Source organism: Klebsiella pneumoniae subsp. pneumoniae HS11286 (assembly GCF_000240185.1).
Classification (GTDB): domain Bacteria; phylum Pseudomonadota; class Gammaproteobacteria; order Enterobacterales; family Enterobacteriaceae; genus Klebsiella; species Klebsiella pneumoniae.
This window is the reverse complement of record NC_016839.1, coordinates 80864-105974: the sequence shown is the minus strand read 5'-3', so window position 1 is coordinate 105974 and position 25111 is coordinate 80864. Positions and strand designations below refer to the sequence as shown.

At 51.5% G+C, this 25111-nt stretch carries 24 protein-coding genes; 6 read left to right on the top strand and 18 right to left on the bottom strand.

What is annotated here, in order from left to right; all coding sequences use genetic code 11:
* Nucleotides 1-722: 722 nt before the first annotated feature.
* Genes KPHS_p301520 through KPHS_p301500 form a run of 3 tightly spaced genes read right to left on the bottom strand, consistent with a single transcriptional unit; the run spans nucleotide 723 to nucleotide 2639 of the window.
* Nucleotides 723-1823 carry a putative plasmid replication protein gene (locus KPHS_p301520; RefSeq protein YP_005221100.1) on the bottom strand — a complete coding sequence of 367 codons (1101 nt, stop codon included), beginning with the start codon at nucleotides 1821-1823 and terminating at the stop codon, nucleotides 723-725.
* Complete coding sequence (locus tag KPHS_p301510) at nucleotides 1808-2095, bottom strand: hypothetical protein (protein YP_005221099.1); 288 nt, start codon at nucleotides 2093-2095, stop codon at nucleotides 1808-1810. The genes KPHS_p301520 and KPHS_p301510 overlap by 16 nt, the downstream gene beginning before the upstream one ends.
* A gap of 4 nt (nucleotides 2096-2099) precedes the next feature.
* Nucleotides 2100-2639, bottom strand: coding sequence for a hypothetical protein (locus tag KPHS_p301500; protein ID YP_005221098.1), 540 nt, complete (start codon nucleotides 2637-2639; stop codon nucleotides 2100-2102).
* 498 nt (nucleotides 2640-3137) lie between these two features.
* Between KPHS_p301500 and KPHS_p301490 the strand changes: the two genes are divergently transcribed.
* The 3 genes from KPHS_p301490 to KPHS_p301470 are packed head-to-tail and all read left to right on the top strand — an operon-like array spanning nucleotide 3138 to nucleotide 4852.
* Entirely contained in the window at nucleotides 3138-4121 is a 984-nt protein-coding gene (locus KPHS_p301490) for a Rod shape determination protein (protein ID YP_005221097.1), read from the top strand.
* A 16-nt stretch (nucleotides 4122-4137) separates the two neighbouring features.
* Nucleotides 4138-4431 (top strand): hypothetical protein, encoded by a 294-nt coding sequence (locus tag KPHS_p301480; protein ID YP_005221096.1) that lies wholly within the window; start codon nucleotides 4138-4140, stop codon nucleotides 4429-4431.
* Nucleotide 4432: 1 nt separating this feature from the next.
* Nucleotides 4433-4852: a DNA binding protein gene (locus KPHS_p301470; RefSeq protein YP_005221095.1), complete on the top strand. Its 420-nt coding sequence runs from the start codon at nucleotides 4433-4435 to the stop codon at nucleotides 4850-4852.
* A 59-nt stretch (nucleotides 4853-4911) separates the two neighbouring features.
* On the opposite strand, the gene KPHS_p301460 is transcribed toward KPHS_p301470, so the two are convergent.
* Genes KPHS_p301460 through KPHS_p301430 form a run of 4 tightly spaced genes read right to left on the bottom strand, consistent with a single transcriptional unit; the run spans nucleotide 4912 to nucleotide 6884 of the window.
* Nucleotides 4912-5463 carry a putative regulator protein gene (locus tag KPHS_p301460; RefSeq protein YP_005221094.1) on the bottom strand — a complete coding sequence of 184 codons (552 nt, stop codon included), beginning with the start codon at nucleotides 5461-5463 and terminating at the stop codon, nucleotides 4912-4914.
* A complete protein-coding gene (locus KPHS_p301450; protein ID YP_005221093.1) occupies nucleotides 5460-6068 on the bottom strand; it encodes a hypothetical protein in 609 nt (202 codons plus the stop codon). The genes KPHS_p301460 and KPHS_p301450 overlap by 4 nt, the downstream gene beginning before the upstream one ends.
* A gap of 10 nt (nucleotides 6069-6078) precedes the next feature.
* Nucleotides 6079-6612: a hypothetical protein gene (locus tag KPHS_p301440; protein YP_005221092.1), complete on the bottom strand. Its 534-nt coding sequence runs from the start codon at nucleotides 6610-6612 to the stop codon at nucleotides 6079-6081.
* Nucleotides 6612-6884, bottom strand: coding sequence for a Ner-like protein (locus tag KPHS_p301430; RefSeq protein ID YP_005221091.1), 273 nt, complete (start codon nucleotides 6882-6884; stop codon nucleotides 6612-6614). The genes KPHS_p301440 and KPHS_p301430 overlap by 1 nt, the downstream gene beginning before the upstream one ends.
* 715 nt (nucleotides 6885-7599) lie before the next feature.
* Between KPHS_p301430 and KPHS_p301420 the strand changes: the two genes are divergently transcribed.
* Nucleotides 7600-7962 (top strand): hypothetical protein, encoded by a 363-nt coding sequence (locus KPHS_p301420; protein YP_005221090.1) that lies wholly within the window; start codon nucleotides 7600-7602, stop codon nucleotides 7960-7962.
* Between the two features lie 37 nt (nucleotides 7963-7999).
* On the opposite strand, the gene KPHS_p301410 is transcribed toward KPHS_p301420, so the two are convergent.
* From KPHS_p301410 to KPHS_p301340, 7 genes are all read right to left on the bottom strand, one after another.
* On the bottom strand, nucleotides 8000-11614 hold the full coding sequence (locus KPHS_p301410) for a type IV conjugative transfer system protein TraG (RefSeq protein ID YP_005221089.1): 3615 nt from the start codon (nucleotides 11612-11614) through the stop codon (nucleotides 8000-8002).
* Between the two features lie 12 nt (nucleotides 11615-11626).
* Nucleotides 11627-13060, bottom strand: a complete 1434-nt coding sequence (locus KPHS_p301400; protein YP_005221088.1) for a type IV conjugative transfer system protein TraH — start codon at nucleotides 13058-13060, stop codon at nucleotides 11627-11629.
* Nucleotide 13061: 1 nt separating this feature from the next.
* Nucleotides 13062-14102, bottom strand: a complete 1041-nt coding sequence (locus KPHS_p301390; RefSeq protein ID YP_005221087.1) for a type IV conjugative transfer system protein TraF — start codon at nucleotides 14100-14102, stop codon at nucleotides 13062-13064.
* 110 nt (nucleotides 14103-14212) lie between these two features.
* A complete protein-coding gene (locus KPHS_p301380) occupies nucleotides 14213-15724 on the bottom strand; it encodes a putative DNA helicase (RefSeq protein ID YP_005221086.1) in 1512 nt (503 codons plus the stop codon).
* Between the two features lie 286 nt (nucleotides 15725-16010).
* Nucleotides 16011-17051 carry a KfrA protein gene (locus KPHS_p301370; protein YP_005221085.1) on the bottom strand — a complete coding sequence of 347 codons (1041 nt, stop codon included), beginning with the start codon at nucleotides 17049-17051 and terminating at the stop codon, nucleotides 16011-16013.
* Nucleotides 17052-17253: 202 nt separating this feature from the next.
* Nucleotides 17254-20220, bottom strand: a complete 2967-nt coding sequence (locus KPHS_p301360) for a transposase for transposon Tn1721 (RefSeq protein ID YP_005221084.1) — start codon at nucleotides 20218-20220, stop codon at nucleotides 17254-17256.
* A 3-nt stretch (nucleotides 20221-20223) separates the two neighbouring features.
* Nucleotides 20224-20784, bottom strand: coding sequence for a Tn4653 resolvase (locus tag KPHS_p301340; protein ID YP_005221083.1), 561 nt, complete (start codon nucleotides 20782-20784; stop codon nucleotides 20224-20226).
* Between KPHS_p301340 and KPHS_p301350 the strand changes: the two genes are divergently transcribed.
* Nucleotides 20773-20940, top strand: coding sequence for a hypothetical protein (locus tag KPHS_p301350; protein ID YP_005221082.1), 168 nt, complete (start codon nucleotides 20773-20775; stop codon nucleotides 20938-20940). The two genes, KPHS_p301340 and KPHS_p301350, sit on opposite strands and share 12 nt — an antisense overlap.
* 153 nt (nucleotides 20941-21093) lie before the next feature.
* Nucleotides 21094-21528: a methyl-accepting chemotaxis protein gene (locus tag KPHS_p301330; RefSeq protein YP_005221081.1), complete on the top strand. Its 435-nt coding sequence runs from the start codon at nucleotides 21094-21096 to the stop codon at nucleotides 21526-21528.
* Nucleotides 21529-21569: 41 nt separating this feature from the next.
* Here KPHS_p301330 and KPHS_p301320 read toward each other — a convergent pair whose 3' ends face one another.
* From KPHS_p301320 to KPHS_p301290, 4 genes are all read right to left on the bottom strand, one after another.
* Nucleotides 21570-22493, bottom strand: coding sequence for a transposase InsC for insertion sequence IS903 (locus tag KPHS_p301320; RefSeq protein YP_005221080.1), 924 nt, complete (start codon nucleotides 22491-22493; stop codon nucleotides 21570-21572).
* A gap of 79 nt (nucleotides 22494-22572) precedes the next feature.
* Nucleotides 22573-23448 carry a beta-lactamase CTX-M-14 gene (locus KPHS_p301310; RefSeq protein ID YP_005221079.1) on the bottom strand — a complete coding sequence of 292 codons (876 nt, stop codon included), beginning with the start codon at nucleotides 23446-23448 and terminating at the stop codon, nucleotides 22573-22575.
* A 146-nt stretch (nucleotides 23449-23594) separates the two neighbouring features.
* Nucleotides 23595-23717 carry a hypothetical protein gene (locus tag KPHS_p301300; RefSeq protein ID YP_005221078.1) on the bottom strand — a complete coding sequence of 41 codons (123 nt, stop codon included), beginning with the start codon at nucleotides 23715-23717 and terminating at the stop codon, nucleotides 23595-23597.
* On the bottom strand, nucleotides 23698-24960 hold the full coding sequence (locus tag KPHS_p301290; protein ID YP_005221077.1) for a transposase: 1263 nt from the start codon (nucleotides 24958-24960) through the stop codon (nucleotides 23698-23700). The genes KPHS_p301300 and KPHS_p301290 overlap by 20 nt, the downstream gene beginning before the upstream one ends.
* Nucleotides 24961-25111: the final 151 nt, after the last annotated feature.

Genomic DNA, 25111 nt, shown 5'->3' with positions numbered 1-25111 from the left:
TCAGATCTGGTGTTCGTGCAGTATTCCCACATGTCTAAGGTCATACGTGCAGTCGCCCCATATACAATTTTCTGAACGTGCAACGTACCCACATGTCAATTTTGGTCGTTTTTTGCACCGTGCAGCGTACCCACATATGATCGTGCAGCGTTCCCATATACCAAAACCCCGTTTATGCACAGGAAATGTGGATAACTTTTGGCCTCTTTTTGTGTGCGCGTGATCACTTTATGGACTATTAGAGTCATTTTGACTGCTTTTTTAGGTTTGTCCTGATCTGTCAATCTTTGTTCTGCTTCGTCAATCGTGCAGAGTTCCCATATATCGAGAGGTTCAGGACCTGCTTTCGTGCAACGTACCCACATATCAAATCTCATAACGTGCAGGTCCCCCACATCCTCACCCTTTAACTATCAATACCTTACGGGAACCACTCTACGGGAACCACTGGAGCAGCATGGCACTTATCCTTCGTCGTGGCTTACGCTTGCACGATACTGAGACTCAGCTTGCGACTACCGTGCAGCGATCCCATATATAGAGCCCCAGCCCACGCTGCATCTGGGGTCACGTTCGCTCTATCCGTGCAGCTCCCCCATATGCGGAGGCATTCCGTTTCCGGTCCTGCCTGGTGGGCGTACCTTGTGCGCTTTCTTCTGGCATAAAAAAAGGCGCTGACGCGCCTATCTTTCTTTTCCCTGGGGGGTGGGAGATTCTGGTGGCTATCTCCCCTTACGTTGGGGTTCATCAATGATGTCGTGGTCGATCATGCCGTGCTTGATGGCCCGTAGCTCTGTCTGCTGCTTACGCTTGTTGGACGCCATCACCTGCTTCACGAAGTTCTCATGAGGCCTTATGACGTACCGCACGTCGATGACTCTGCGGCCATCCTTGATCTGGTTCGCGTCGTAGTCGCTTATGACCTCTTGTTTGATGAGGGCCTCCAGAGCGAGCTTCATGGCTCTGACGTTCTCCGGCATCCGTGGGCTCAATTCACGAGGGCTCTGGGTCAGGAAGCTGATAAGCGATGGCGTGTACGGCGAATCTGGTGATGCTTGAGTCCAGTAGTGGCTCATTCGCTTGTAGATGTACCGTGCAAGAGGGGAGCGGATTTGCATTCCGATTTTGTAGTTGTACTGACGAAACGACAGATTCATGATCGATTCGTTTACCAGCGGGTTGAACTGCACATAGCACCTGGCGTTCCCGCCTTTCTTGCGAAACTCACCTCTGGTGGTCAGTCCCACCATCGGGAAGAAGCTGGAGCTGATGAAGGCTTCACCGTCATCACTGATACATTCGAGTGTTGCGCCACGACAAACCTGGATTGCTTCCTTGATTTCGTTCAGGTTGTACCCGTGACCCATCTTCGAGAGCTCTTTCTGGAGTTCGTACAGAGTGAACATGACTCCAGCCTTGCCCTCGATGATATGGCCTTTCCCGTTCACTGCGAGCTTGCGTAGAGCATCCTCAAGGATTTCCTCTCGCTGTCCCGCGTAGATCAGCACGGTTCTTCCGTCATCCTTCTCGATGATGGCTGGCTTCACCTTCACCGTGAAATGCTGGCCTCTGATGGTGCATTGTCGTGTCACTACAGCGTTGGATAAATCTTCATGCTCACGCTTTTGGTCCCAAATGTACTTCGGCAGCGCATCGTAGATCTCGATGGTGTTGGAGTAGTCGTCTTTCTTGGCCGGAGATTCAATGATCTCAAACAGGCTCATTTGCGGTGAGTCTTTGATTACGTCGAGTTTCTCCAGGTCTTTGTCTTTGGTTCTCTTGCTCATGATTGTTCCGTCGATACTTTCTAGCTGGTGGTCCATGCCGCCAGCATTGTCAATGCTCCCGCTGCTACCGTCGCTGAAAACACTAGCTGGTAGATGCGACGCTTAGCCCCCGCAGTGCCGCTCATAAAACGCAGGGCTGCCGCTTCATATCGGAAATGAGCGAACTCACCCCGAAGGGTGCTATCTGTCCCCTGTGGCGATTGTGGGCGCTTTGACAGGGCAGGGCGAGGATGGCTGGCGACTTTCTTGATCATCGCTTCACATTTCCCCAGTTTCGCCAATTCAGTGGCCGCTACAGATGCTGTCATGTTGTCACACCTCGTCGCTATGTGTCTTGTTTAGCTGGCGCTCGTACTCGTTTAGCGCCCGGCGAATTTTTGCTAAGGCAGTGGCGCGTTGTCTTAACACGGCATACCTGGTTTCAACTTGCTGGATCAACTCTTGTGCCCAGACAGGCTCTTTCTTGAAGTGCGACATGCTGTAGGCATGACCGCGACCCTTCTTGATATGTGTCGATAGAACCCTTTTCTTTTGTCCGGGAACTTGTTCGACAAATCTGTTGCGATACCACTCTGCAACGAGTGATACGCCTAGAATGCGAACCCGTGTACCGACACGCCCTTGTTCGTCCTCTGACGCTTCTTCACGCGCTGATTTGTGCGCGTTCCAGTACATGTCCGCTTCCTGCTGCGCCTCGACAGCAAGAACCGCTAAGGCGTGATCCAGTTTGCTCCGTACCTCTGCAACAAACTCTCGTCCCTCTGCCTCTAGCAGATCCTCTGTTATCTCGGATCGTTCTTCTTCGAGCTTCGGATCTAGCAGATCTAGCCATCGCTCTGTTGGTAGACTCACCTCAATACCCTCCCAATTCCTATCCAATTCCTATCCACATAACTATCTATCTGGAATTTAAAGCTGATTATTCCAATACTGGAATCTAGTTCTGTCACTAGGCTAACCCATCTTTGGAATTTGTCAAATTTCCCTCTATCTATCTGGAATCTTGATGCTCTTATTCTTTCACAGCCTCTTTACATATGAATCTATATTTAAAGATTCCAGATATATTGGATATGGCATCAAAGATTCCAAATGCCTCTTTACCACCGTCTCTCGATGCTGGAGGGCAAGCGGTTCTCGATGCGAGGGTAAGGTCTGTTTATCTGAGCCTATCCGTGCAGCGTTCCCATAGGTTCCCTTACTCAACGATCAAAAAGCCACCGAAAAGCAACCTATATGCCCCTTTTGGGCAATTACACAGGCCATCTGTCCCCGCTTTTAGCCTTATTCTCTATCCAACACGCGGCAAGCAATCGAAAAGCAATCTAAAAGCAATCTTTGGAGGATTTCATGAGTCAATTTGTTCTGGGTTTGGATATTGGTTACTCCAACCTGAAAATGGCAATGGGGTATAAAGGTGAGGAAGCTCGCACAGTCGTCATGCCGGTGGGGGCAGGTCCATTGGAACTGATGCCACAACAGTTAACTGGCGGTGCAGGGACCTGCATTCAGGTTGTGATTGATGGAGAGAAATGGGTTGCAGGCGTCGAGCCTGACCGATTGCAAGGATGGGAGCGTGAGCTTCACGGCGACTATCCTTCGACCAATCCATACAAGGCTCTTTTCTACGCTGCACTCCTGATGTCCGAGCAGAAGGAGATCGATGTGCTGGTGACTGGCCTGCCTGTTAGTCAGTACATGGACGTAGAGCGCAGAGAGGCGTTGAAATCTCGGCTTGAGGGTGAACACCAGATCACGCCAAAACGATCGGTAGCGGTTAAGTCTGTCGTGGTTGTACCTCAACCTGCCGGTGCTTACATGGATGTTGTAAGTTCAACCAAAGATGAAGACCTCCTGGAGATTATCCAGGGAGGAAAAACCGTTGTAATTGACCCTGGGTTCTTTTCTGTAGACTGGGTAGCTCTTGAAGAGGGAGAGGTCCGCTATCACTCATCTGGCACCAGCCTCAAGGCGATGTCGGTGTTGCTACAGGAAACGGACCGGCTAATTCAGGAAGACCACGGCGGTGCCCCTGGCATCGAAAAGATCGAGAAAGCTATTCGTGCCGGTAAGGCCGAAATCTTCCTCTACGGTGAAAAGGTATCGATCAAAGACTACTTCAAGAAAGCCTCAACCAAAGTCGCTCAAAACGCCTTGATCCCTATGCGGAAGTCAATGCGTGAGGACGGGATGGATGCTGACGTAGTTCTGCTGGCTGGCGGCGGTGCCGAGGCTTACCAAGATGCGGCCAAGGAGCTTTTCCCTAAGAGCAGGATCGTACTGCCCAACGAATCCGTGGCATCCAATGCCAGGGGCTTCTGGTTCTGCGGCTGATAGATAGGAGGTCGTTGTGGCTGGTAGCAAATGGGATGGAAAAATATCTAATCTGAACATATCGGAGCAAGCCTTTCCGGAGCTCTATCGTGAACTGTCCCAGATGCAGCATAAGGCGCGTAGTGATCGGCTCCGCGCCCTTGCTCTATTGGGTCTTTATTCTCTTCGATTTTCTGGCAACATTGGGTCTTTTGAGCAACAGAGTTCAGAGAGTCAACCTGCACAGCATCAAAATTCGCCAGTGCAGACTGACGCAAAACTGAACTCTCAACGTGATTCACTTAAAGGAAAACTGATGGGCTCCGTATGACATGAAAGACCACGAGGAGTTCTCTACGCTATCAGCGGCTGAACGTAGAGAGTTAATAATCGCAGAGTTAAAGCGTAAAAGCCGCATTCGCACCCTGTTGCGAGGACTCCCGTTAGATGAAGTTCGGGAGATCATTGACAGAATGAAGGGCGTTCTCAATGAACTGGAGGAAGAGTACAAAAAGCGAGAAGAAGAAGAAAAAGAAAAGCGAGCTCAGGCTGAGCGAATAATGAGCGACATGGAATCCTGCGGTGTGGACATCGGCTTGCTCAACGAAATGTTCACGAGCAGATCAGAACCTGATAATGCTAAATATTCAAAAGACGGAGTTTCGTGGAGTGGGCAAGGACGTCGCCCGGATGCTTTCAAGGGGTTGGGAGCTGTCGAGCTGGAGCGCTACCGTATCCCACAGAAGAAGTAAAAAAATGAGCGCCGCAAAGTTTGGGCGCTCATCTTCTGGTCCGAAATGTCATAGTCTACTCAAGCACACTCTTTCTCCCCACCACCATGCCTTCCTTGTTCTTTGCAGAACGGACATTCAACGCAGGTTCTTTGATTAACAGAGGTGAAGTACGTACACTTGCAGTTGTCGCACACCTCCAGCATTGCGTCCCCACTTCTCAGCTCCGAAGCAAGACACCAGGCATCAGTAATATCAAACGGAGCCCACCGAGCACCTTTCATTCCGGGCACTTCTTTGCGGATTGCGTGATACATTCTAAATGCCTTGTTCAAGGCTTTGATGTTCACAGACCGCAACACGGCTTCTCCACCAATGTTGAAGTAGAGCTGCATTAGAAGAGAGGCCTGTATCTTGGATGTGTGACTATGAATCAGTGTCGCACCACCCCGGAAAGTTCTGGATTTTCGTTCCAGAGTATATCCGTCCCTCTCCAGATCCTGGTAAAGCCGTCTGACCTGTTTGTAGGTCAGACCAGTCTCGATCATGATGATTTTTGTGATGTACCCAGCAAGGGCCATGTGTCGAGCTGTAACCCAGCGACCCAATGTACCAGAGTTGCCAATGTTCATCTCCACCTCCCACGTCCCTGTAGAGACTGTTGCAGTTTTTTCAATACCGGGTGTGTTAACTCTTCCCGGCTGTCATCGAGAATTTCTTCAATGATGCTCGGAGCAAAACGAAGCGTAAAATGCGTAACCGTTGTTCCAGACATGTGGCGCAACTGGCTGTCTGTTGCCTTAGCCACCAGCTCCGCAAGCTCTCTCGAAACCCCGAAAACTTCCTTTGCCATCTCCGGGTCTCTCGATGCGACGCGGTTAAATAGCAACCAGTAGGCAGCATCAAATTCATCAACACTATGGTTGATAAAAACTACAGGGTCGTAGTCGCCAGAGAGTCGCGTGATGATGTTCTGCTCTGCTGTTTCGAGTTTGAAAGAGATCAACACGCCAGAGGCCAGAGCTTCCAATTGGGAAGGTGTTGCCAGTGACAGCTTTTGAACGGTGTCCATGCCCAAAGAAAATTGTGAGGCCGCATCATCTGGACGTTCTTTTGCCAGAGTGGATAGCAGGTTCCACAATGTCAGATCGAACTCGTAGACGTTTCTATCAGCTTCTTCTTGATCGAGGTTGACGGCTCTTGCATCCCACGCACCAATAATATCCAGTTCCAACATTCCGCCCCCCTCACAAATCACGAAGGTTGCGATAGATAGCCAAGACTCGGCTACCATAGTTTCTGGCTCGGATTTCGTCTTCCCAGGCGTGATAGCGGCCAACGCCAAGCTCCAAGTCATTTGGAGATGACTGAATGGCTTCTGATAGCACCTCTGCCCCAACCATGACGTTGGTCTCTGGGTCGAGAAGATCTGCTGGAGAAGAAACTCTATGACCATTCCACCGGATGCTCACTTGCATAAACCCGACATCAATGGCACGACCGTACTGCTGCTGAAACTCAGCGAGCTTAGCCTTTGCCTGATCTTCCGACTTAGCATAGAAAGGAAGCCCAGGAACGCGAAGCGTCCAAGGCCAAGGACTTATAGAGCCATTACCTCTCCCTGATGCAGATTCGGCCAATGCGACCGAATACACTAGAAGAGGGTCGAGGTTATATGCTTTCGCTGCTTTGTCGAAGATGGTTCCGCTCAGGTCAATAGCATTCGCTGTTGATGAAAGGAGAGCCGCAGACAGAACTAGCGCCTTGGCTTTGTTCTTCATCAGCTTGCCTCCTTATGTCTGAGGGGTATTTCGTGTTCTTCGTCGTACCGCTCCGGCCAAATCTCAGACGGCTTCACACCCAAAGCTGTAGCTATCTCATGTTCCCAGCGTGGACTGGGCTTATAGAGTGCCGTAGACACCACCTGCCGAGATGTTTTGTGTTTTCTGCCCAATGCGGCCAGAGAAAGCCCCTGGATCTTGAGTTTGTACTTGATCCACTCACGTTTCTTCTCTGGGTCGCTTGGGATGTCTATCAATTGGCATTTATCCATTGTTTGCCACCCTTTAAACTGCGTTGTTAGCCATACAAAAAGTGCGTTATTCGATGAACGCTTTTAGAGTTCTTCTATTGTCACAAACTGACACATTTTGCGCCTTTACAAGCCCAAATAATGATGCTGTCAACAATAAAAAACCTTTAAAAACATACACTTAACTTTGTACCGACGGAACAAAGTTACAATACTTTTAGTAATCAATGGGATACGGATATTTTTGCGATAGTAATGGAAAGTGCGCCAAAAGAATGGCGGAAATAGCGCACGGGGAGTGCGGTATTTTGTGATATTAAATAGCGTTTAGGTATAAGTGATTTTAGGGATACAGCGAGGGCTGAAATTGCGAATACAGCAGGAGCTGAGGAGGGCAGGGAAGGCAAAGGCGCATCCCGACCACACAAGGATGATGGTGTTTACAGAAAGAGATATTTGAGAAAGAGAACTCTGCGGTGTTGCAGATGGGGACCAAAGCGTTAGCAATGGCCTATTCCATAGTGTATGCGATTTGTTTGACATGTTCAACTATGTAATGCTTTGTCAATAAACGCCTTGTTCCGTAAGGGCAAACTTTCACATGTGAAAGTTTGAGGGCAAATTCTAATCGAAGAAGTTGCCAATGGAATGGTTGTTTAGCAAAAAATAGTCAAACTTTCACAGTTGCATTTTTTGATGCCGTGGTAAACTGGAGGTAAAGAGTAAGGGGGTTGATATGAAACATGTGGTCAATATTCTTCTGCTGGGAATGGTGCTTCTGGGAATAGCCATGATGGCTGACACACCTTGGGGACTTGGTGTGGCGCTGGCTCCCTTCGGCGTTTGGGGTGCTCGTTTCCTATTTCTGGTTCACAAAAGCCTTTGGGCTGCTGTTATCTTTTGGGGAGGGATCGCTTACTTCCAGTGGCAAGTTGCTTTGGTTGTCGGGGCTCTGTTTGGACTAACGTGCTTTATCCGCGTTGCGCGGTCAGCATATAAAGAGGCACCACCTACCCGGCGCAGAAAAAAACAAACTGGTGGGTTTCAAGATTCCTATGATTTTGACCAGCGCTTCCATATTGGAGCTGGAGACGAATAAGGGGGCCTGCTGGCCCCCTTATTATTTGGTTGGTCTTTTAGAACCTTTGATTTGCTATGTTGTACCCCCTGACGGCAGTCAAATAGCTACCTGAACGGTCTCCAGCTTCCGTCGAGTTCTGCAATACGTTTACCAGCTTGTCCGTAAACTCTTCGTTTTGCTGAGAAAGAACAGGCTGACCTCCTTGCATCATCGGTGAGCCATCCGGGTTACGTTCTGCATACTCCATTTTCAGATTCTGAACAGCCTGGTTCATGCGACCTTCGTTTGTGTCAAACGATTCGGCATAAACAGCGGCTTGGGATTCAGTCAGCCCATAACGGCTTTGAGCGATAGACTGCATCGTTTCTTTGAACTCATCACCGTACTGGTTCATAAACTGCTGCGCGGCTCCACCACCAGCTTCTGCGGCAGAGGATAGCGCTGCTGCATAGAACGCGCCGCGTTCCTCAATGCTCATCCCTTTAGCGGCTTCCGATAGATCAGATTTACCAGTTAACCACTCCTTCGCTGCATCATAGCCGCTTGCAGCAGCTCCCATGACGTTGCGGCCAAGTTTAGCCATACCGACCATCGCATCACCGGCCCAGCCAAACTCCTCTTGCACGGCCTGGTCGCCGCGTTGAGTGGCCGCGATGAATTGGTCGCGTTGTTCAGGTGTCATCGTTCTCATTTGATCCATCGCTCTTGAGAACGCATCAGCGCCAGCTTGACCACCAGCAATGAGAGCTCCACCTGCTTGTTCAGCTCTGCGGCCCATCCAATCACTGGAGTTGTCCCACGCTCCCCACGCCGAAGCGCTCCAAGACATTTCCGGAAGCGAGTTCATAAGGTTATCTTGGGCTTTTTTCAGTTCAGGAGCAGATACATTTCGCTCTGTTTGCTGTGCTTGGTTATGAAGAGCTGACGTACCGGCTGCATGTTCATTTTGAACAAGGGGGCTATTCGTTGGTAACTGCCCAGCTTCTGATGCCGGATTAGTTCCAGCCATCCCAGCCACATTCTCCCGGAATCCGGTTGGGATGTTAGGTCCACTGCCTACAGCCCCTTGAACCTGACCTGGTAGGCCTTGAACATTCGGGCCTTCAATGCCGTTATTTCCGTAAGCATCACCACTAAATGCTCCGTTGCGACCGGACGCGGTATTGATCGCCTGTAGTGCGGCTTGATACCCGCCAAGCTCCTTACCCTGTTCGTAATTTTTGGAGTTGGTCATTGCTGTCATTCGCGCTGCTGCCTGGGCCACTTGAGGAGACATTCCGTAGGCTTGGTATCTTTGCTGTAGTGAAGCCGCCTCGTCTTTAACCGATTGCGGCGCGGCATTTCGGAAATAGTCATTCAGTTGGTTCATGGCCGCAGGGGTTTGTGCTACTGCACCACCGAGAGTTTTAAAGTCGGTATTAGTCATGGAGCCCATTTGGTTTTGGAGCTGACTCATTGTTGTGAAGGTGTCCGATGCAGACACCAGTTCAGAAGCGGACTTGGATAGGTTCTGGGATAAGCTATCGCCCCAGGTTTGCTTGAATGACTCGCTTCCAGAACGGCTGAAACCCTGCGCTAATTGATTTGTCAACGCCTGGCTATCGGTTTGCGAATAGCTCACACCCTTCATGAACTGGGACACATCACTCGCTGACCAGCTTGAAGAGTCTTGAGTTGATGACTCTGTTGCTCCCTTCGCTTGCGCTTTGATGTCCAGGACATCACTGCCGCCGCCTGATTCGCCATTACCACCAGCAGGAACTAGGGCTGTACTGTTTGATTTCACACCAGCAGCGGCCTTCATTGCTGCCCTGGCCTTGCCAACCATAGGCATAAGCATGGACGCAGCTTCGTCAACATCGAGTGTGCCCATAGCCTGCATGGCAAAAGCACCTTTGACAGCATCAGAGTGGCTATCATCCACCTGGAACTTATCCATGAAGTTCTTGGCTTGCTGGTTGATCAATTGGCTTTGAGCTGTGTTTTGCGACGAAACGTTGCGCCCGACATTGGAGAGTCTTGAATAGGCTTGATCCTGACTTACTCCATCAGAAAAACCTCGACCAAGAGTGCTTTGGAAAGCCTCCGATTTCTGACTTTGTAATGCCTGTGCGGAGCTCACGCCTGATGCCAAGGTGGAGCCAAGCGAGAAGGTACTGATCATGCTTTCTGCGCCGTTTGCAATCGCACCACTGAACTGGTTGTGATTGTACGCTGGCTGACTTTGCATAACCGGACCTTGCTTGAGTAGATCTGGCGTTTGCATCTTTTCGTCAACGTGGTCAGAACCACTTATTCTCGATGCCAAGCTGGTGAAGGCGTAGGTGCTACCTGTGACGATAAACAGGGAAATCACCGGAGTGGCCGCAGCCAACATGCCGCCGGTTGCAATCCAGTGTTGCAGAACATCTCCAGTTGAGGAAAGAGCGTACATGGAGTTGAGACCACCAGCACTGAGGCTAGACATCTCATTTGACGCGGCGGTATGAACAAACAGGTTTATAATTGAGAGGACTGGCATCCATAGCTGAATCCAGAGGATGGTTTGTACATATTTCCCGGCTAACTGGAGGCCGAAGCTGCCCATCACGATAATAAAAGCAATGATCGGGGTTATAGCATAAATAAAGCCTTCAAAGAACGTCAGCATTGGTCGGACGACGGTCATGAACATCGACTGCTCTGCGGCCCACTGTGTGTTCCGTTGCTGAATAGCCTGGTTGACCATCAATGCAGAGCCATAATCCTGGAGGTCCTGATAACGTCCTGCTGCGGCTTCATAATAGAGGGGCTCCAGAACGGCGGCTTTCAGATAGTCGATTGATGACGTAGTTGTGGCACCCATCGCTTGAAGCGAATCGGTCAGCTTCGTTAGAGCGTTGTCTCCAGTTGACGTGTCAATACCCAGTAGGCTGTTAAGAGCATCAACAACAACCGGGCTGCTTAGGTTGGCGGTTGCAGTGCTAATAGCCACCCATCCGTCAGTACATGTGTAGTCAGCGCCGTCAGGGTTTGCTGTAGACAAATACAACCTAGTTCCGTAGAGCTGTGAGTTGAATCGCAAAGCTGAGTCAGTTGAACGGTTCATCAACTCATCAAGGGACATTAGGTTGAGATCGACTTTGGTTAACGTGCATTCCCGAATGTAATTGTTCCAGGAACGCCTCACGTCAACATAGCCGCCTCCATTTGCTGAGTTAAGCGCAGTAAAAACTCCTGTGTCATAGGCTCGCCGTCTGACGTCATTCAACAGTTTCAGTGTTTCGGAAAAGTGGCTTTCCGTGACATTGGGTACGATTACCCCATATCCAGTTTCAAACAAATTGGTGATGGTGTATCCCACGTTGGATATGACACCTCCAGCAAAGCCTACCCCAATAGGGACATTGGCGACGACTCGAACCTGCCCTGTATAAGCGTCCTCGATAGTCACAGTTGTGGTTGGGCCGAAGAAACAGGCATATAGAATCCAACCTACCAGCACTTGCTGGAGGTTGATTTGCTTTGCGCCCTGAAAGACGGACTGAATACAGATCATCAAGACCCCAAGAAGCAGGCCAATACTGACCATCTTCTCGAAATCCCCGGTGCCGGTGATCATTGATACTGCAATCAGGATTTGCTCCAGAAAAGCAGAGTCACCGATAGAGTGGATTGAAAAAGATCCCATTCCAATAGCTCCTTAGTTCGTGCTAGGAGGATTGGACAAAGTTGCCAGCATGTATTTTTGCTTGCGGATGTTGTCCAGTAGGTTGTTGTATTTCTCAATTTGGCTTGCCAGATCGCCGTATTGAGAGGACAGGATTGTGTATTCAGCACGGATTTGCTGTTGCGATTGCGCGAGAAGCTCTAGTGCCTCTTTCTTGTAGGGTGATTTGCTGTTAGCCATCGCAATGCGAGCTGCGCGGAAGAACTCTTCCGAGAAGCTATACATCATGGTCAGGGCTATCGCTCCTGATGACTCTGTTGCGAACAGGTTAGCGCCGTCCTGTGAAAGGACAGACAAGTTACGAACAATGGTGCCAATCCCTCCGGGGAGGTTAGAAACAAAGGCCTTTTCTGGGTCGGTTAAGGTTCCAGAGTTCGTTGCGTATTTGTAGATCACACCAGGTGTAGAGCTTGTTCCTAACAGCATATCGGTGATCTGGTTCTTGATACCTTTGAGCACGACAGTTTTATTGCTGGAGCCAGCACTCAGGCAGTTGGTCGTATCAGAATCACAGGAATAGATCTCAACAGAACCGCCTGAAATCAGGTCTGACAAGGTGATCTTGTTACCTGGTAGGGTCGTCAGAGGGGTTGTTTTCGCACCAGTGCCGGTTGAGTTCGGGTCGTTTACCAGATCACCAATGATGACTGTGCCGGTTAAAGACATGATCGCTTCAAGAAGGGTGTTATCCCCGTACTGGAACCAGGTGTTGGCGTTGTTGCTCTTGAGTTGCTTCCAGACGATGTTGCCAATCATCTTGTTGTATTCGTCAGGTTTGTTGGCTTTCAGTTCTTCCAGAGGACTCTTGCCGCTGGTTTCCTGCTTGGACCCGAAGAAGTCTTCATACAGGCCGGAAGTTGTCGCGGTTATAGAAGCATCAGTTTTGTGTTTAAGGTCCATGCCGCTGGTTAGGTCGTTCACGAAACCTTGAGCGAGCTGGCAGGAGTTGCCCAGATGTTGGTTGAGCGCTTGCACTTTCTTCTGGAAGTTCTCTATCCACTTCGCTCCGTCCGGGAAAACGTTATCGAGCGCAAGCTGGAAGGCATAGCCCTTGGCGTTGGCTGCTACAGCCCGAAGGAGTTGGACAATTTGATCCGCGTTAATGAAGGAAAGCGAACCGCCGAACAGATCTACACCACCGCAACCAGCTTTCCATGATGGAGGGGCAAAGCTCACCAGGTTCTCGTCGAAGATTCGTGTCTTTGCAGTGAACCGGCCACCAGCTAAAACGCCACGTCGTTGGCTTTCATAAACCCCAGGTGGTGTTGTGTTGCTCATTTCATTGAAGAGTTTGTCCATCTGTGATTGGAGGCCGTTAGCGGCTATCGCCCCTGTCGGTGCCATGACGAGACTGGCCGCCACACTCAGGGCAAGCAGGCTCCTTTTTAATGTCTTGTGCGTGACCATCTTAGTTCTCCTGTAATTTGTCCCGGATGTACTTCATGAGTTGTTCCGGTGGCACAAAGTTGTCTTTATCACCGCTCGCTTGAGATAGCTGTTTGAGGTCAGAGCCCAGCTCTGGTGAGGCCAAGCGTTCGGCTATGTTGTTTTCCAGGTTGAGTACCGGACGTGTACGGTTAAACTCTTCGTCTGTGACCCAACCATTGCGTTTTGCTGCGACCAAAATCCTGTGATTCAGCTCAGGAAGAGACATTGGCCCTTGTCCTATAGGAGCGAACTGACCGTCTGGAGATGCGAGGTAAACAGCAGGGAAAGTTACGATACCAAGTTGTTTGGCATGGCCTTCATCGGTTTTGTAATGGGGGAAAAGCCCACTGGGGAGTGGTTTGCCGTCCATAGATACAGGAATGATCGAGAATCCTTCTCCTTGTTCCAACATCTTGATGAGCGGTGCTTGCAAGTCACTGTAGTCATCGTCGGACTTGTAGAAGAAGAATATCCCTACGCGTTCGGCTACGCTTTTGAGTAGCATGTTTTTGGCGTTACCAGCGTCACGATCAACTTGTTGTGAGGCAAACGTGGCAGCAGGACGTCGAGTAATTTCATCCAAGAAAGGATCACCTACGACCGCCAGCTCTGTAGCATCGGAAAATTGTTCAGAGCGATCTATCGCAAATCGTTGCAAGTAGAGAAACGTCCTGACGTTTTCAACGGTAGGATTGTTCCAAGCAAGGTCTTTGTACTTGGGTAAGTTTTCCCGGAACCATTCCGCTGAGAACATTTCTGGGCCGCTCGGAAGCGGAGCAGCAGGCTTAGGCTGTGTAGGCTTCGCTTCTGCCACAGGCTTTGGTTTGGGCTTTTCGGGTTTTTTCTCTGGTTCTTTGGGCTCTTCCTTGTACCAGAACCAACCCTCTTCCTTTCGCTCATAAAAACCAGGTCTTGTGCCATCTTGAGCCCAAGCCTGGTGTGATGCCCCCAGCGTGAGCGCTGCAAGGAGCAGTAAATTCAAAGGTGATTTTTTCATAGTCTCACGCACGTATTTTCCCATGCTCGATATGGTAGAGGTGGGAGGCGTGAAATTAGGCAGGTGTAAGCGCCCATTTAGGGCGCTTAGAGCGTTTTATTTGTCAACTTTCACATGTGAAAGAATTGACCAAACTATTTGGTCGTGTCCTCTTCAACTTCTGTCGCTTCTGCGGCCATCTTCATCTGCTTCTCGACCATGCGTTTTTGGGTGATGTAGCGGATAACCATCTCGACAGCGCTGTTCAACGCAAGGATTCGCATCGCTCTGGTGGATGCAACGTAGAGCAGGTTTATTTCATCGTCACGGGCCATTGGGTCGAGCTCTGGGTCCAGGACATCCGGAAAGTCGTCATAGAGCTGAACAAAGTCCCACTCCAACCCTTTGCACCGATGAGCTGTTGAGACCGTAATGTCAGCCCCAAACTCTTCTTTGACTGTATTGCGTCGTAGAGTGGTGAGTCGTTCAGGGATTTCATCGTAGCTGTTGATGATCTTGACAGCCCTCATCATCTCAGGGTCTTTGGTCGCCTTCGCTACTTCTTGATACTCGAAGTAGTCTTCATACTCATCAAGCAGTTTCTTATTCTTTACCCGGTCTGGCTCTGCCATCGAAAACCAGTACAAATCCTGGAGCTCATTGATCTGGTAAGCGTCGATTCCACCGACCCAGAATACCTGCGCTCCGGATTCGGTCGCAGAGAGCGCCGTCTCTATAACCCCCATGACGGTTCGGTGAAGTATTGCGCGGTGGCCCACGTCACCTGGTAAAAACATGAGTACCTGATCTGCTGGTCCCCGGCCAACAACAGGTCGTGTTTCACCTTTGAGTTCAAGAAGGGCGTTTGCCACCAGCGAAACGTTGGGGCCAAAGCGGAAGCTATGAGTGAGATAGAGTTGGTCGGCGTTCATGAGCTCTTTGCTATCAAGGGCGTTGTTTGCGCCTCTGAACCTATAGATCTGCTGGTGGCGATCTCCAACCAGGATTACCTTGCAGTTCTGCTGTAGGACGATGCTACTTGTTACGGGGTTAGCGTCTTGTGCTTCATCAAAAAGAATGGTGGTGTACCGGCGAGACAGATTCGGCATCCCGAGCTGATACTGTTTGAGGTAGCAATCGTGTACGGTCGGGAACGGATCTTGAACGTTTGTCATCCGTTTCCATATGAGCTCAGCACCTTCGACCACCTGGATTTGGTATCTCTCCTGTTTGGACGTAAGCACTTTACCCGTATCGGCGCGAGCAAAATGCGTATAAAGAATCCGCATGTCTGCACTACACATAAAGGCGTTGAGCGTATCGAGAATATCTTTGGCAAACGTCCAGTTCTTGGTATTCACCGCTTGGGCAATATCGGTGAGCCTTAGGTTGCCGGAGAGTTTGTGCTGGTAGCCCCTTCCTATAGTGGCGTAGGCAAGCTGGTGGGACGTTTTGCAGTCTACGTTTGCAGGAAACTTTTCTCTTGCCTCGTCGCGGATAGCCCTGTTGTATGCCAAGTAGAGGATACGTGAATCGAGGTTGTTGTGGGCGTACTTCACCAGTGTCGTGGTTTTACCCGTTCCAGCGTAGGCCTTAACGACAAGGCGAGGCCCTTTGTACTGAGTGATCAGTGATTGTTCTGGTGTGTCAGGAGGAAGTTGTTTCATGAGGCCCCCTACGACAAACACATCTGGAGAGTGATGCGCTTCTTTTGTGTCGAGAGGAACGTACTGATCCGCTTTTCTTCTCGGGGGAGGGATACTTCACAATCCAGATCTGTCCACCAGTCTGGGGCTTTACCTTGAGCCACCTCCGTAACCCAACTATGGAGACGGTGTAACCAGCGATAGTCGCCAATAGATGAGGTGGCTAGTGTCATAGCCTCCTCAATCTTGGTTTGAAGAGCCGCAGCTCTGTGTCGCCACTCTTCTGAATATTTAGCCTTTCGCGCCATCAGTTTTCCTCTTTCTTTTTCCCTCCCTTACCAGCTTTAGCGAGCTCTTGCTCCAACCCAGAAATTTTGGTCAGTGCATCATTGAGTCTTTGTTCGAGGCTCTTGGCCTGCTGGTCTTTTTCCTGCAACTGACCAGCCATCATGCCTTTGTCTTGAACAAGAGCGCGAGCTTCTGCTTCGGCGCTGGATAATTTGGCGTCCAGCTTTTCTACCTCTCCAGATAGGCGCTGGCACTCTCGTTCAGCGGATTCGCCATGAGCTTTGGCTGTGGCAAGGGAGTCCTGTGATTGGGCCAGTTTGGCCTGTACATTTTCGAGCTGCTCTTTCAACGATGTTTTTTGTTCCTGAGCGGCCCGGAGCTTTTCTGTCTGCTCTATACTCTTGCCTTTTTGCTCCTCCAACTCACCCTCTGTAGTTGCCAATTTTTGGCTCAAAGAGCGATTTTCGCTTTTAGCTTGCTCCAGGTGATCCTGTGCTCGGGTCAGATCTGCGGCTTTCGCCTCCAGCTTGCCCTCCAACTCAACGATCCGCTTTTCCAGCTTATCAATGTCAGCCAGTGAGCGTTCTAGCTCCGCAGACTTGAGGGATAGCGAGTTTTCTGCCTTACCAAGGGCCGCATCGAGCTCTGATTTTTTGTTGGTGAGAGCTTCAAGTTGTTCCTCCAGTAGCTCAGCCCGTTCGGTGGCATCATTTGCCATGTCCACGGCTTGCTGCATATCTTCCTGGTACTCAATTTCTTTCTGTCGTAGCAGTTCACGCTCGCGCTCAAGCTGTTCATCGGCGCTTGCTTTGGCTACCGTATAGATCTTCTGTAGGAAGAGCTCAGCATCGCTCATAACCGATTCTGGAAGGACTACCTCTACCAGCTCTTCATCGAGGGAGTGTTCCTCTGACCACTGTTTGAGATACGTTGAAATGGTGGTAAAGCTCCCCTTGCCAATGATGTCTCTGATAGCGATGACCGTTGGGCGTTTACCGGCGTCCTTGAGCTTTTGGGCCGCAGCCGCTACATCGTCAAACTCAACCAATTTTCTTGCCATGAGAACGTTCCTTTTAATTTGTAATGTTTACGATAATTACGATAATTACGATAATACGGTAATTATCATAATTATATATCATGCTGCTGTCGATTGGAATTGTTTGTGTGGGACAAAGCCCTTCCGGCTGCGGAAAAGCCTTGTTACGCGGTCACGCTGATTCATCCAGGGGGAGCCCGCAGAATTCGGAAAAAATCGTACGCTAAGGTTTTCCGGGCATCCGTAAGGGCCGAAACTTCCCGTCTTCCAGTCTGCGGCTCTGCCGCCAGACGTAATCGCCGGTTAGGTTGATGTGCTCCCAGCCCAGCGGCGACAGGAATTGCAGCAGCTCGCCGTCCACCGGCTTGCCGGCCTCGACCAACCCCTGGGTGGCGCGTTCCAGGTACACCGTGTTCCACAGCACGATAGCCGCCGTCACCAGGTTGAGGCCGCTGGCCCGGTAGCGCTGCTGCTCGAAGCTCCGATCCCTGATTTCCCCAAGGCGGTTGAAGAACACCGCCCTGGCCAGCGAGTTGCGCGCCTCACCTTTGTTCAGGCCGGCATGCACGCGGCGGCGCAGTTCAACACTTTGCAGCCAGTCCAGGATGAACAGCGTGCGCTCGATCCGGCCCAGCTCGCGCAGGGCCACGGCCAGTCCGTTCTGGCGCGGGTAGCTGCCGAGCTTGCGCAGCATCAGCGAGGCGGTGACGGTGCCCTGCTTGATCGAGCTGGCCAGGCGCAGGATGTCGTCCCAGTGGGCACGCACGTGCTTGATGTTCAGGGTGCCGCCGATCAGCGGGCGCAACGTCGGGTAGGCTTGCACGCCCTGCGGCACGTACAGCTTGGTTTCGCCGAGGTCGCGGATGCGCGGCGCGAAGCGGAAGCCTAGCAGGTGCATCAGGGCAAAGACGTGATCGGTGAAGCCGGCCGTGTCGGTGTAGTGCTCCTCGATCCGCAGGTCGGACTCGTGGTACAGCAGGCCGTCGAGCACATAGGTGGAATCGCGGACGCCGACATTCACCACGCGGGTGCTGAACGGCGCGTACTGGTCGGAGATATGGGTATAGAACAGCCGTCCCGGCTCGCTACCGTACTTCGGGTTGACGTGCCCGGTGCTCTCGCCCCGGCCACCCGCGCGGAAGCGCTGGCCATCGGAGGATGAGGTCGTGCCGTCGCCCCAGTGGGCGGCAAAGGCGTGGCGATACTGGTGGTTGACCAGCTCGGCCAAGGCCGCCGAATAGGTTTCGTCGCGGATGTGCCAGGCTTGCAGCCAGGACAGCTTGGCGTAGGTCAGGCCGGGGCTCGACTCGGCCATCTTGGTCAGCCCGAGGTTGATCGCATCACCGAGGATTGCGGACAGCAGCAACGTCCTGTCTTTGGCCTCGGCCCCGTCCTTCAAGTGGGTGAAGTGGCGGCTGAAGCCCGTCCAGTCGTCCACGTCCATCAGCAGTTCGGTGATCTTGATGCGCGGCAGTAACTGGCTGGTTTGGTCGATCAGCGCCTGCGCCCGATCCGGCACCGCCGCATCCAGCGGGGTGATTTTCAGCCCTGACTCGGTGAGGATGGCATCGGGCAGCTCGTTGTCCTTGGCCAGGCGGGTGACGGTGGCCAACTGCTCGTCCAGCAGCTGCAAACGCTCTTCCAGGTACTGGTCGCTGTTCGGGTTGATCGCCAGGGGCAGGGCCTGCTCGCGCTTGAGTGCGGCGAACTTCTCGGCCGGCAGCAGGTAGTCGTCGAAGTCGCGGAACTGCCGCGAGCCCTTGACCCAGATGTCGCCGGAGCGCAGGGCGTTCTTCAGCTCGGACAGGGCGCAGATTTCGTAGAATTTCCGGTCGAGGCCTTCCGGGGTGATCACCAGCGGCTTCCAGCGCGGCTTGATGAAGGCCGTGGGTGCATCGGCCGGCACCTTGCGCAGGTTGTCGGCGTTCATCTCACGCAGGGTCTGCACGGCTGCCAGCACGCCTTGCGCGGCCGGCGCGGCGCGCAGTTCCAGCACCTCCAGCAAGGCCGGCGTGTAACGGCGCAGGGTGGCGAAGTTCTCGCCGACCAGGTGCAGGTGGTCGAAGCCTTCCGGCCGGGCCAGCAGCTCGGCCTCGCTGACGCTCTCGGTGAACTCGTCCCAGGGAATCACCGCCTCGATGGCGGCATAGGGGTCGCTGCCGCTTTCCTTCGCTTCCAGCAGCGCCTGGCCGATCCTGGAGTACAGGCGCACCTTGTCGTTGATCGCCTTGCCCTGCTTCTGGAACTGCTGCTGATGCTTGTGCTTCGCGCCGCTGAACAGCTTGACCAGGATGCGGTCATGCAGATCGACCAGCTCATCGATCACGGTCGCGGTGCTCTCCAGCACCACGGCGGCCAGGGTCGCGTAGCGGCGCTGCGGCTCGAACTTACCGAGGTCTTTGGGCGTCATCTGCCCACCCTCGCGGGCCAGCTTGAGCAGGCGGTTCTGGTGGATGTGCCGGCCCAGGCCTTCGGGCAAGTCCACCAACTGAAATGTCTTCAGCCGCTCGATGTGTTCCAGCATGTGCCGAGAGTTGGGTTTCAGCGGTGCCTGGCGCAGCCAGGTCAACCAGGTGATGCTGCTGCCGGCCTTGAGCTTCAACAGCTCGTCCAGCTTGGCCCGATGCGAGTCCGTGAGTGGTTCGACCAGGGCGCGGTAGACCCGCCGATTGGCTCGCGCAATGGCTTCCGAGCAGGCCCGGTCAATCACGCTCAGCGCCGGCAGGATGCGTCGTTTCTGCCGTAGGCTCTCCAGGGCCTGACCGGCCAGCAGCAAGCCTTTGTCGGTCTGCTGGGCCAGCTCGGTTAGCTCGCGCACCAGGGCGCGGAAGTCGGACAGGCCGAACGGGGCCAGTTGCAGGTAGGTGCGCAGTTCCTGGGCATGCTCGCGACGGGTCACGTCGCGCTCGCCGTACTTTGCCCAGCTCGCCGGCTCGGCCTGGACTTGCTTCGCCACCCACAGGATGACCGGCTCGGGCAGCTCGCTGTCGGTTCCCAGCGCGTAACCGGGGTAGCGCAGCAGGCAGAGCTGCACGGCGAAGCCGAGGCGGTTGGCGTCGCCGCGTCGCTGGCGGATCAGCGACAGGTCGGAGTCGTTGAAGGTGTAGTAGCGGATCAGGTCATCCTGGCTTTCCGGCAGCGCAAGCAGGGTGTCCCGCTCCGTGGCCGAGAGGATCAAGCGACGCGGCATGTGTCAGTCGTCCGTGCGGAGGTACTGGTAGAGGGTTTCCCGGCTGATGTTGAACTCGCGGGCAAGCTGCGCCTTGGGCTCGCCGGCCGTCGCTCGCTGCCGCAGGGTAGCAGCCTGCTCATCGGACAGGGCTTTCTTGCGGCCCCGGTACGCGCCACGCTGCTTGGCCAAGGCGATGCCCTCACGCTGCCGCTCGCGGATCAGGGCGCGCTCGAACTCAGCGAAGGCCCCCATCACCGACAGCATCAGGTTGGCCATCGGCGAGTCCTCGCCAGTGAACACCAGGCCCTCCTTCAGGAACTCGATGCGCACGCCGCGCTGAGTCAGCTTCTGTACCAAGCGACGCAGGTCATCGAGGTTGCGGGCCAGCCGATCCATGCTGTGCACCACCACTGTATCGCCTTCGCGGACGAAGCTCAGCAGCGCTTCGAGCTGGGGGCGCTGGGTGTCCTTGCCCGATGCCTTGTCGGTGAACACCTTGCTCACCTGGGTTTGTTCCAGCTGGCGTTCCGGGTTCTGGTCAAAGCTGCTGACCCGGACGTAGCCGATGCGGTGCCCCTGCACGATGTCTCCTTGGTTGAAGGCGGCTTAAGTGCACTTTCTGTTCCGTTGTGCCTCAAAGCCCATTTCTGTCAGGCTGAAATCTATAACCTTCGCGGGCATGTGTCAAAAAATGGGAAAGCAGACTCTATTCTGACGAAGCGGCGCGGCCCTGCCTGACATCAAGTTAGGGTATAGCCTAGATTGACATGCGCGATGCAACCCTTAACTTGCTTGCACCTATCGTTTCCATGCTAGCTTTATCGTAACGCTCAAGAAATTGGGCTTAATGCCGAAAACAATAAAATAAAACAGCCAACCCTTGAGGTTCTTATGCGCCAGAATTTACCAGTGACGGGTCGAAACTTAGAACTCCCAAAAGATGCCAATATTCTTTCGACTACCTCCCCTCAAAGCCATATCACGTACGTTAATCCTGACTTCATTAAAATCAGTGGTTTCACTGAGGAAGAACTATTAGGCCAGCCTCACAACATCGTAAGACACCCAGATATGCCGCCTGCTGCATTTGAGCATATGTGGAGTACATTAAAATCTGGCCGCTCATGGATGGGGCTAGTAAAAAATCGCTGTAAAAATGGCGACCACTATTGGGTAAGTGCTTATGTAACGCCAATAGCTAAGAATGGTTCGATTGTTGAATACCAGTCTGTAAGGACCAAGCCTGAACCTGAGCAGGTTTTGGCTGCGGAAAAATTATATGCTCAATTGAGAAGCGGGAAGGCCGCGAGGGGCTTTGTTGAATAAATCAGATTTCGGGTAAGTCTCCCCCGTAGCGGGTTGTGTTTTCAGGCAATACGCACGCTTTCAGGCATACCTGCTTTCGTCATTTTGTTCAGCGCTCGTACCAGGGCCATAGCCTCCGCAACCTGACCATCGTAGTCACGCAGCGTCAGTGAACCCCCGAACAGCTGTTTTACCCGGTACATCGCCGTTTCCGCTATCGAGCGACGGTTGTAATCTGTTGTCCATTTCCACCGCGCATTACTCCCGGTCATTCGCTGATTAGCCACTGCACGGTTACGGTCTGCATATTCACCGGGCCAGTAACCCGCACCTTTTCGGGGCGGGATAAGCGCGCTGATTTTCTTACGCCGCAGTTCATCGTGACAGAGCCGGGTATCGTAAGCTCCATCGGCGGCGGCTGACCTGATTTTCCGGTGGGTTTGCCGGATTAACCCGGGGAAGGCCTCTGAGTCCGTAACGTTGTTCAGCGACAGGTCAGCGCAGATGATTTCATGTGTTTTACTGTCAACTGCCAGATGCAGCTTACGCCATATACGACGGCGTTCCTGGCCATGCTTTTTGACTTTCCACTCGCCTTCACCGAAGACCTTCAGCCCGGTGGAATCAATTACCAGGTGTGCGATTTCACCCCGGGTGGGCGTTTTGAAACTGATATTAACCGACTTTGCCCGCCTGCTGACACAGCTGTAATCCGGGCAGCGTAGCGGAACGTTCATCAGAGAAAAAATGGAATCAATAAAGCCCTGCGCAGCGCGCAGGGTCAGCCTGAATACGCGTTTAATGACCAGCACAGTCGTGATGGCAAGGTCAGAATAGCGCTGAGGTCTGCCTCGTGAAGAAGGTGTTGCTGACTCATACCAGGCCTGAATAGCTTCATCATCCAGCCAGAAAGTTATGGAGCCACGGTTGATGAGGGCTTTATTGTAGGTGGGCCAGTTGGTGATTTTGAACTTTTGCTTTGCCACGGAACGGTCTGCGTTGTCGGGAAGATACGTGATCTGATCCTTCAACTCAGCAAAAGTTCGATTTATTCAACAAAACCAGTTACAGCCCTTCGGCGATGATTCTCGCCGCTGAAGCCAGCACATCGCGGCGGCTCTCTGCGTTCTGTTGCGGCTGGGTAAAATAGGTCACCAGAACCAGCGGCGCACGACCCTGCGGCCAGATCACCGCAATATCATTGGTGGTGCCGTAGTCGCCGCTGCCGGTCTTATCACCCACAGTCCACGACGTCGGTAAGCCGGCCCGAATGCTGGCTGCGCCGGTCGTATTGCCTTTGAGCCACGTCACCAACTGCGCCCGCTGGGTTTCGCCCAGCGCATGACCCAGCGTAAGCTGACGCAACGTCTGCGCCATCGCCCGCGGCGTGGTGGTGTCTCTCGGGTCGCCGGGAATGGCGGTATTCAGCGTAGGTTCAGTGCGATCCAGACGAAACGTCTCATCGCCGATCGCGCGGGCAAAAGCCGTCACGCCTCCCGGGCCACCGAGCTGGGCAATCAATTTGTTCATGGCGGTATTGTCGCTGTACTGCAACGCGGCCGCGCTCAGTTCTGCCAGCGTCATTGTGCCGTTGACGTGTTTTTCGGCAATCGGATTGTAGTTAACCAGATCGGCAGGCTTGATCTCGACAGGCTGATTAAGCAGCTGCTTTTGCGTTTCACTCTGCTTAAGCACCGCCGCGGCCGCCATAACTTTACTGGTACTGCACATTGGAAAGCGTTCATCACCGCGATAAAGCACCTGCGTATTATCTGCGGTATCGATGAGCGCGACGCCCAGCCGCCCTCCGCTGCTTTTCTCCAGCGCCGCCAGCTTTTGCTGCACCGCACTCGTCTGCGCATAAAGCGGCGCGCTGCCCAGCAGCAGCGGAATGCACGCCGCCGCCGCGAACATCATCCGTTGCACTCTCTTTGTCACCATCTCAAACTCCCAATACGGTCAATCCGTGTTACATCAGTATTCCCTAAATTCCACGTGTGTTTTTTATTAGCTTCAAAAATCACTATTTCACGAAGAATTTAGACTGCTTCTCACACATTGTAACATTATTTACAACCACCTTTCAATCATTTTTGATAAATCATTGATTTCATCTTTGCTGCAATGATACTTAATAAACTCTGCAAGTTATCCACAGAGCAACACTCAATTTTATTGATGATATTCTTATTATACCAGACATTTTTCATACACTCCCTTGTACGGATAGTTTTCCGACAACTTCATGATTACATATCTTGCGGTTTTGATTATTTTTGCTGCAAGAAATACATACTTCAAACGAAAGGTCTTTATTTGCTGTCTGTATTCTGAAGAGTCCAAGGAATCAAACTTGAACAACAAAAATAGGTTATATGAAAGCATCATCATTTGAAACACGGCTTCATTCGCCCAAAATGACTTTAGCAAGAGATGACCCACCGCCATGTCGTATTTGGCTTCTTTGATATAGTTTTCAGCATTACCACGCTTTTCATAGTATATAACTACTTTTTCAGAAAGCAAGGTAGTATTTGTTACAAAGAAAAAGTAGTCGTATTCGGAACCTTCTAAAAGTGATAATTGTGCTCTTTCTTTTTCTGGTTTCAGTACGCGAGATACGACAAATCTTCTGTCTTTTTCCCATTTAACTAATTTTGTATACAGTTCTGTAGTTTCTCTACCTTCTTCTCCTTTAACGAATACAATTGATGAATTCGTTGCTTGTGAGGTGAGTGTAGAATAACTTTTGGCTTTAATTAAATATTTGCATCCAAGAGATTCTATCGTTTCGATAATTTTTTCATCAAAGTAGCCACTATCCATTCGAAATAAAATTTCTAAATCGTCTGATTTGATGTTAGCAACAATTTCTTTGATCATTTCCGCAGCACCGTTTGCAGTGTAAGTATTGCCACTTCTTACAAATCCGGTAACATATGCTTTTAATTCGTCGCAAAATGCAAATTGGATATTGTAGCATCGGTTTCCCAGTTTCTTAGGATTATATCCTTTTGACGCACCTTCTTGATGACCTTCTACGTTAATTACACTACTATCAATATCAATCGTAATGGATGTCAATTTACTTTTAGTGAGCAGTTTTTTAAAGACTTTAAAATTAATGTCTCTAAACATTTGGGTTGTCTTGAAGTTGAAGTTTCCTAGAAACCGTGACACTGTTTCAGGTTCTTTTACGGAAATATCAAACTCGTTGACGAGGGGATCATTTTGAAGTAGCTTTAGACGTTCTAACTTATCAATGCCAATGAAGTGACCGCAGAGCATGGTCTTTATATGATTCATCTTGATTTTATTTGTTGAGTCATTATCAAATACGAGGTCATTTTCAATAAAATCAAAAATCCCATTGCTTTTTGCATTCTCAAGGAGCAGAAAAAGACCTGCATTTGATGTTAGATTCTTAGCTTTGAAATCAATTTTATTAATCATAATTAGAACCCCTTTTTACTACTTTTCTTACTATTATTTTACCATATATCGAGTCATAAAAGCTGATAATTTAACATATTTTTGAGCACTTTTCTTTCACCCAATGGGTGAAAGCTGAATTTCGAAGGAATGCATATTTATCAAGGCTTTG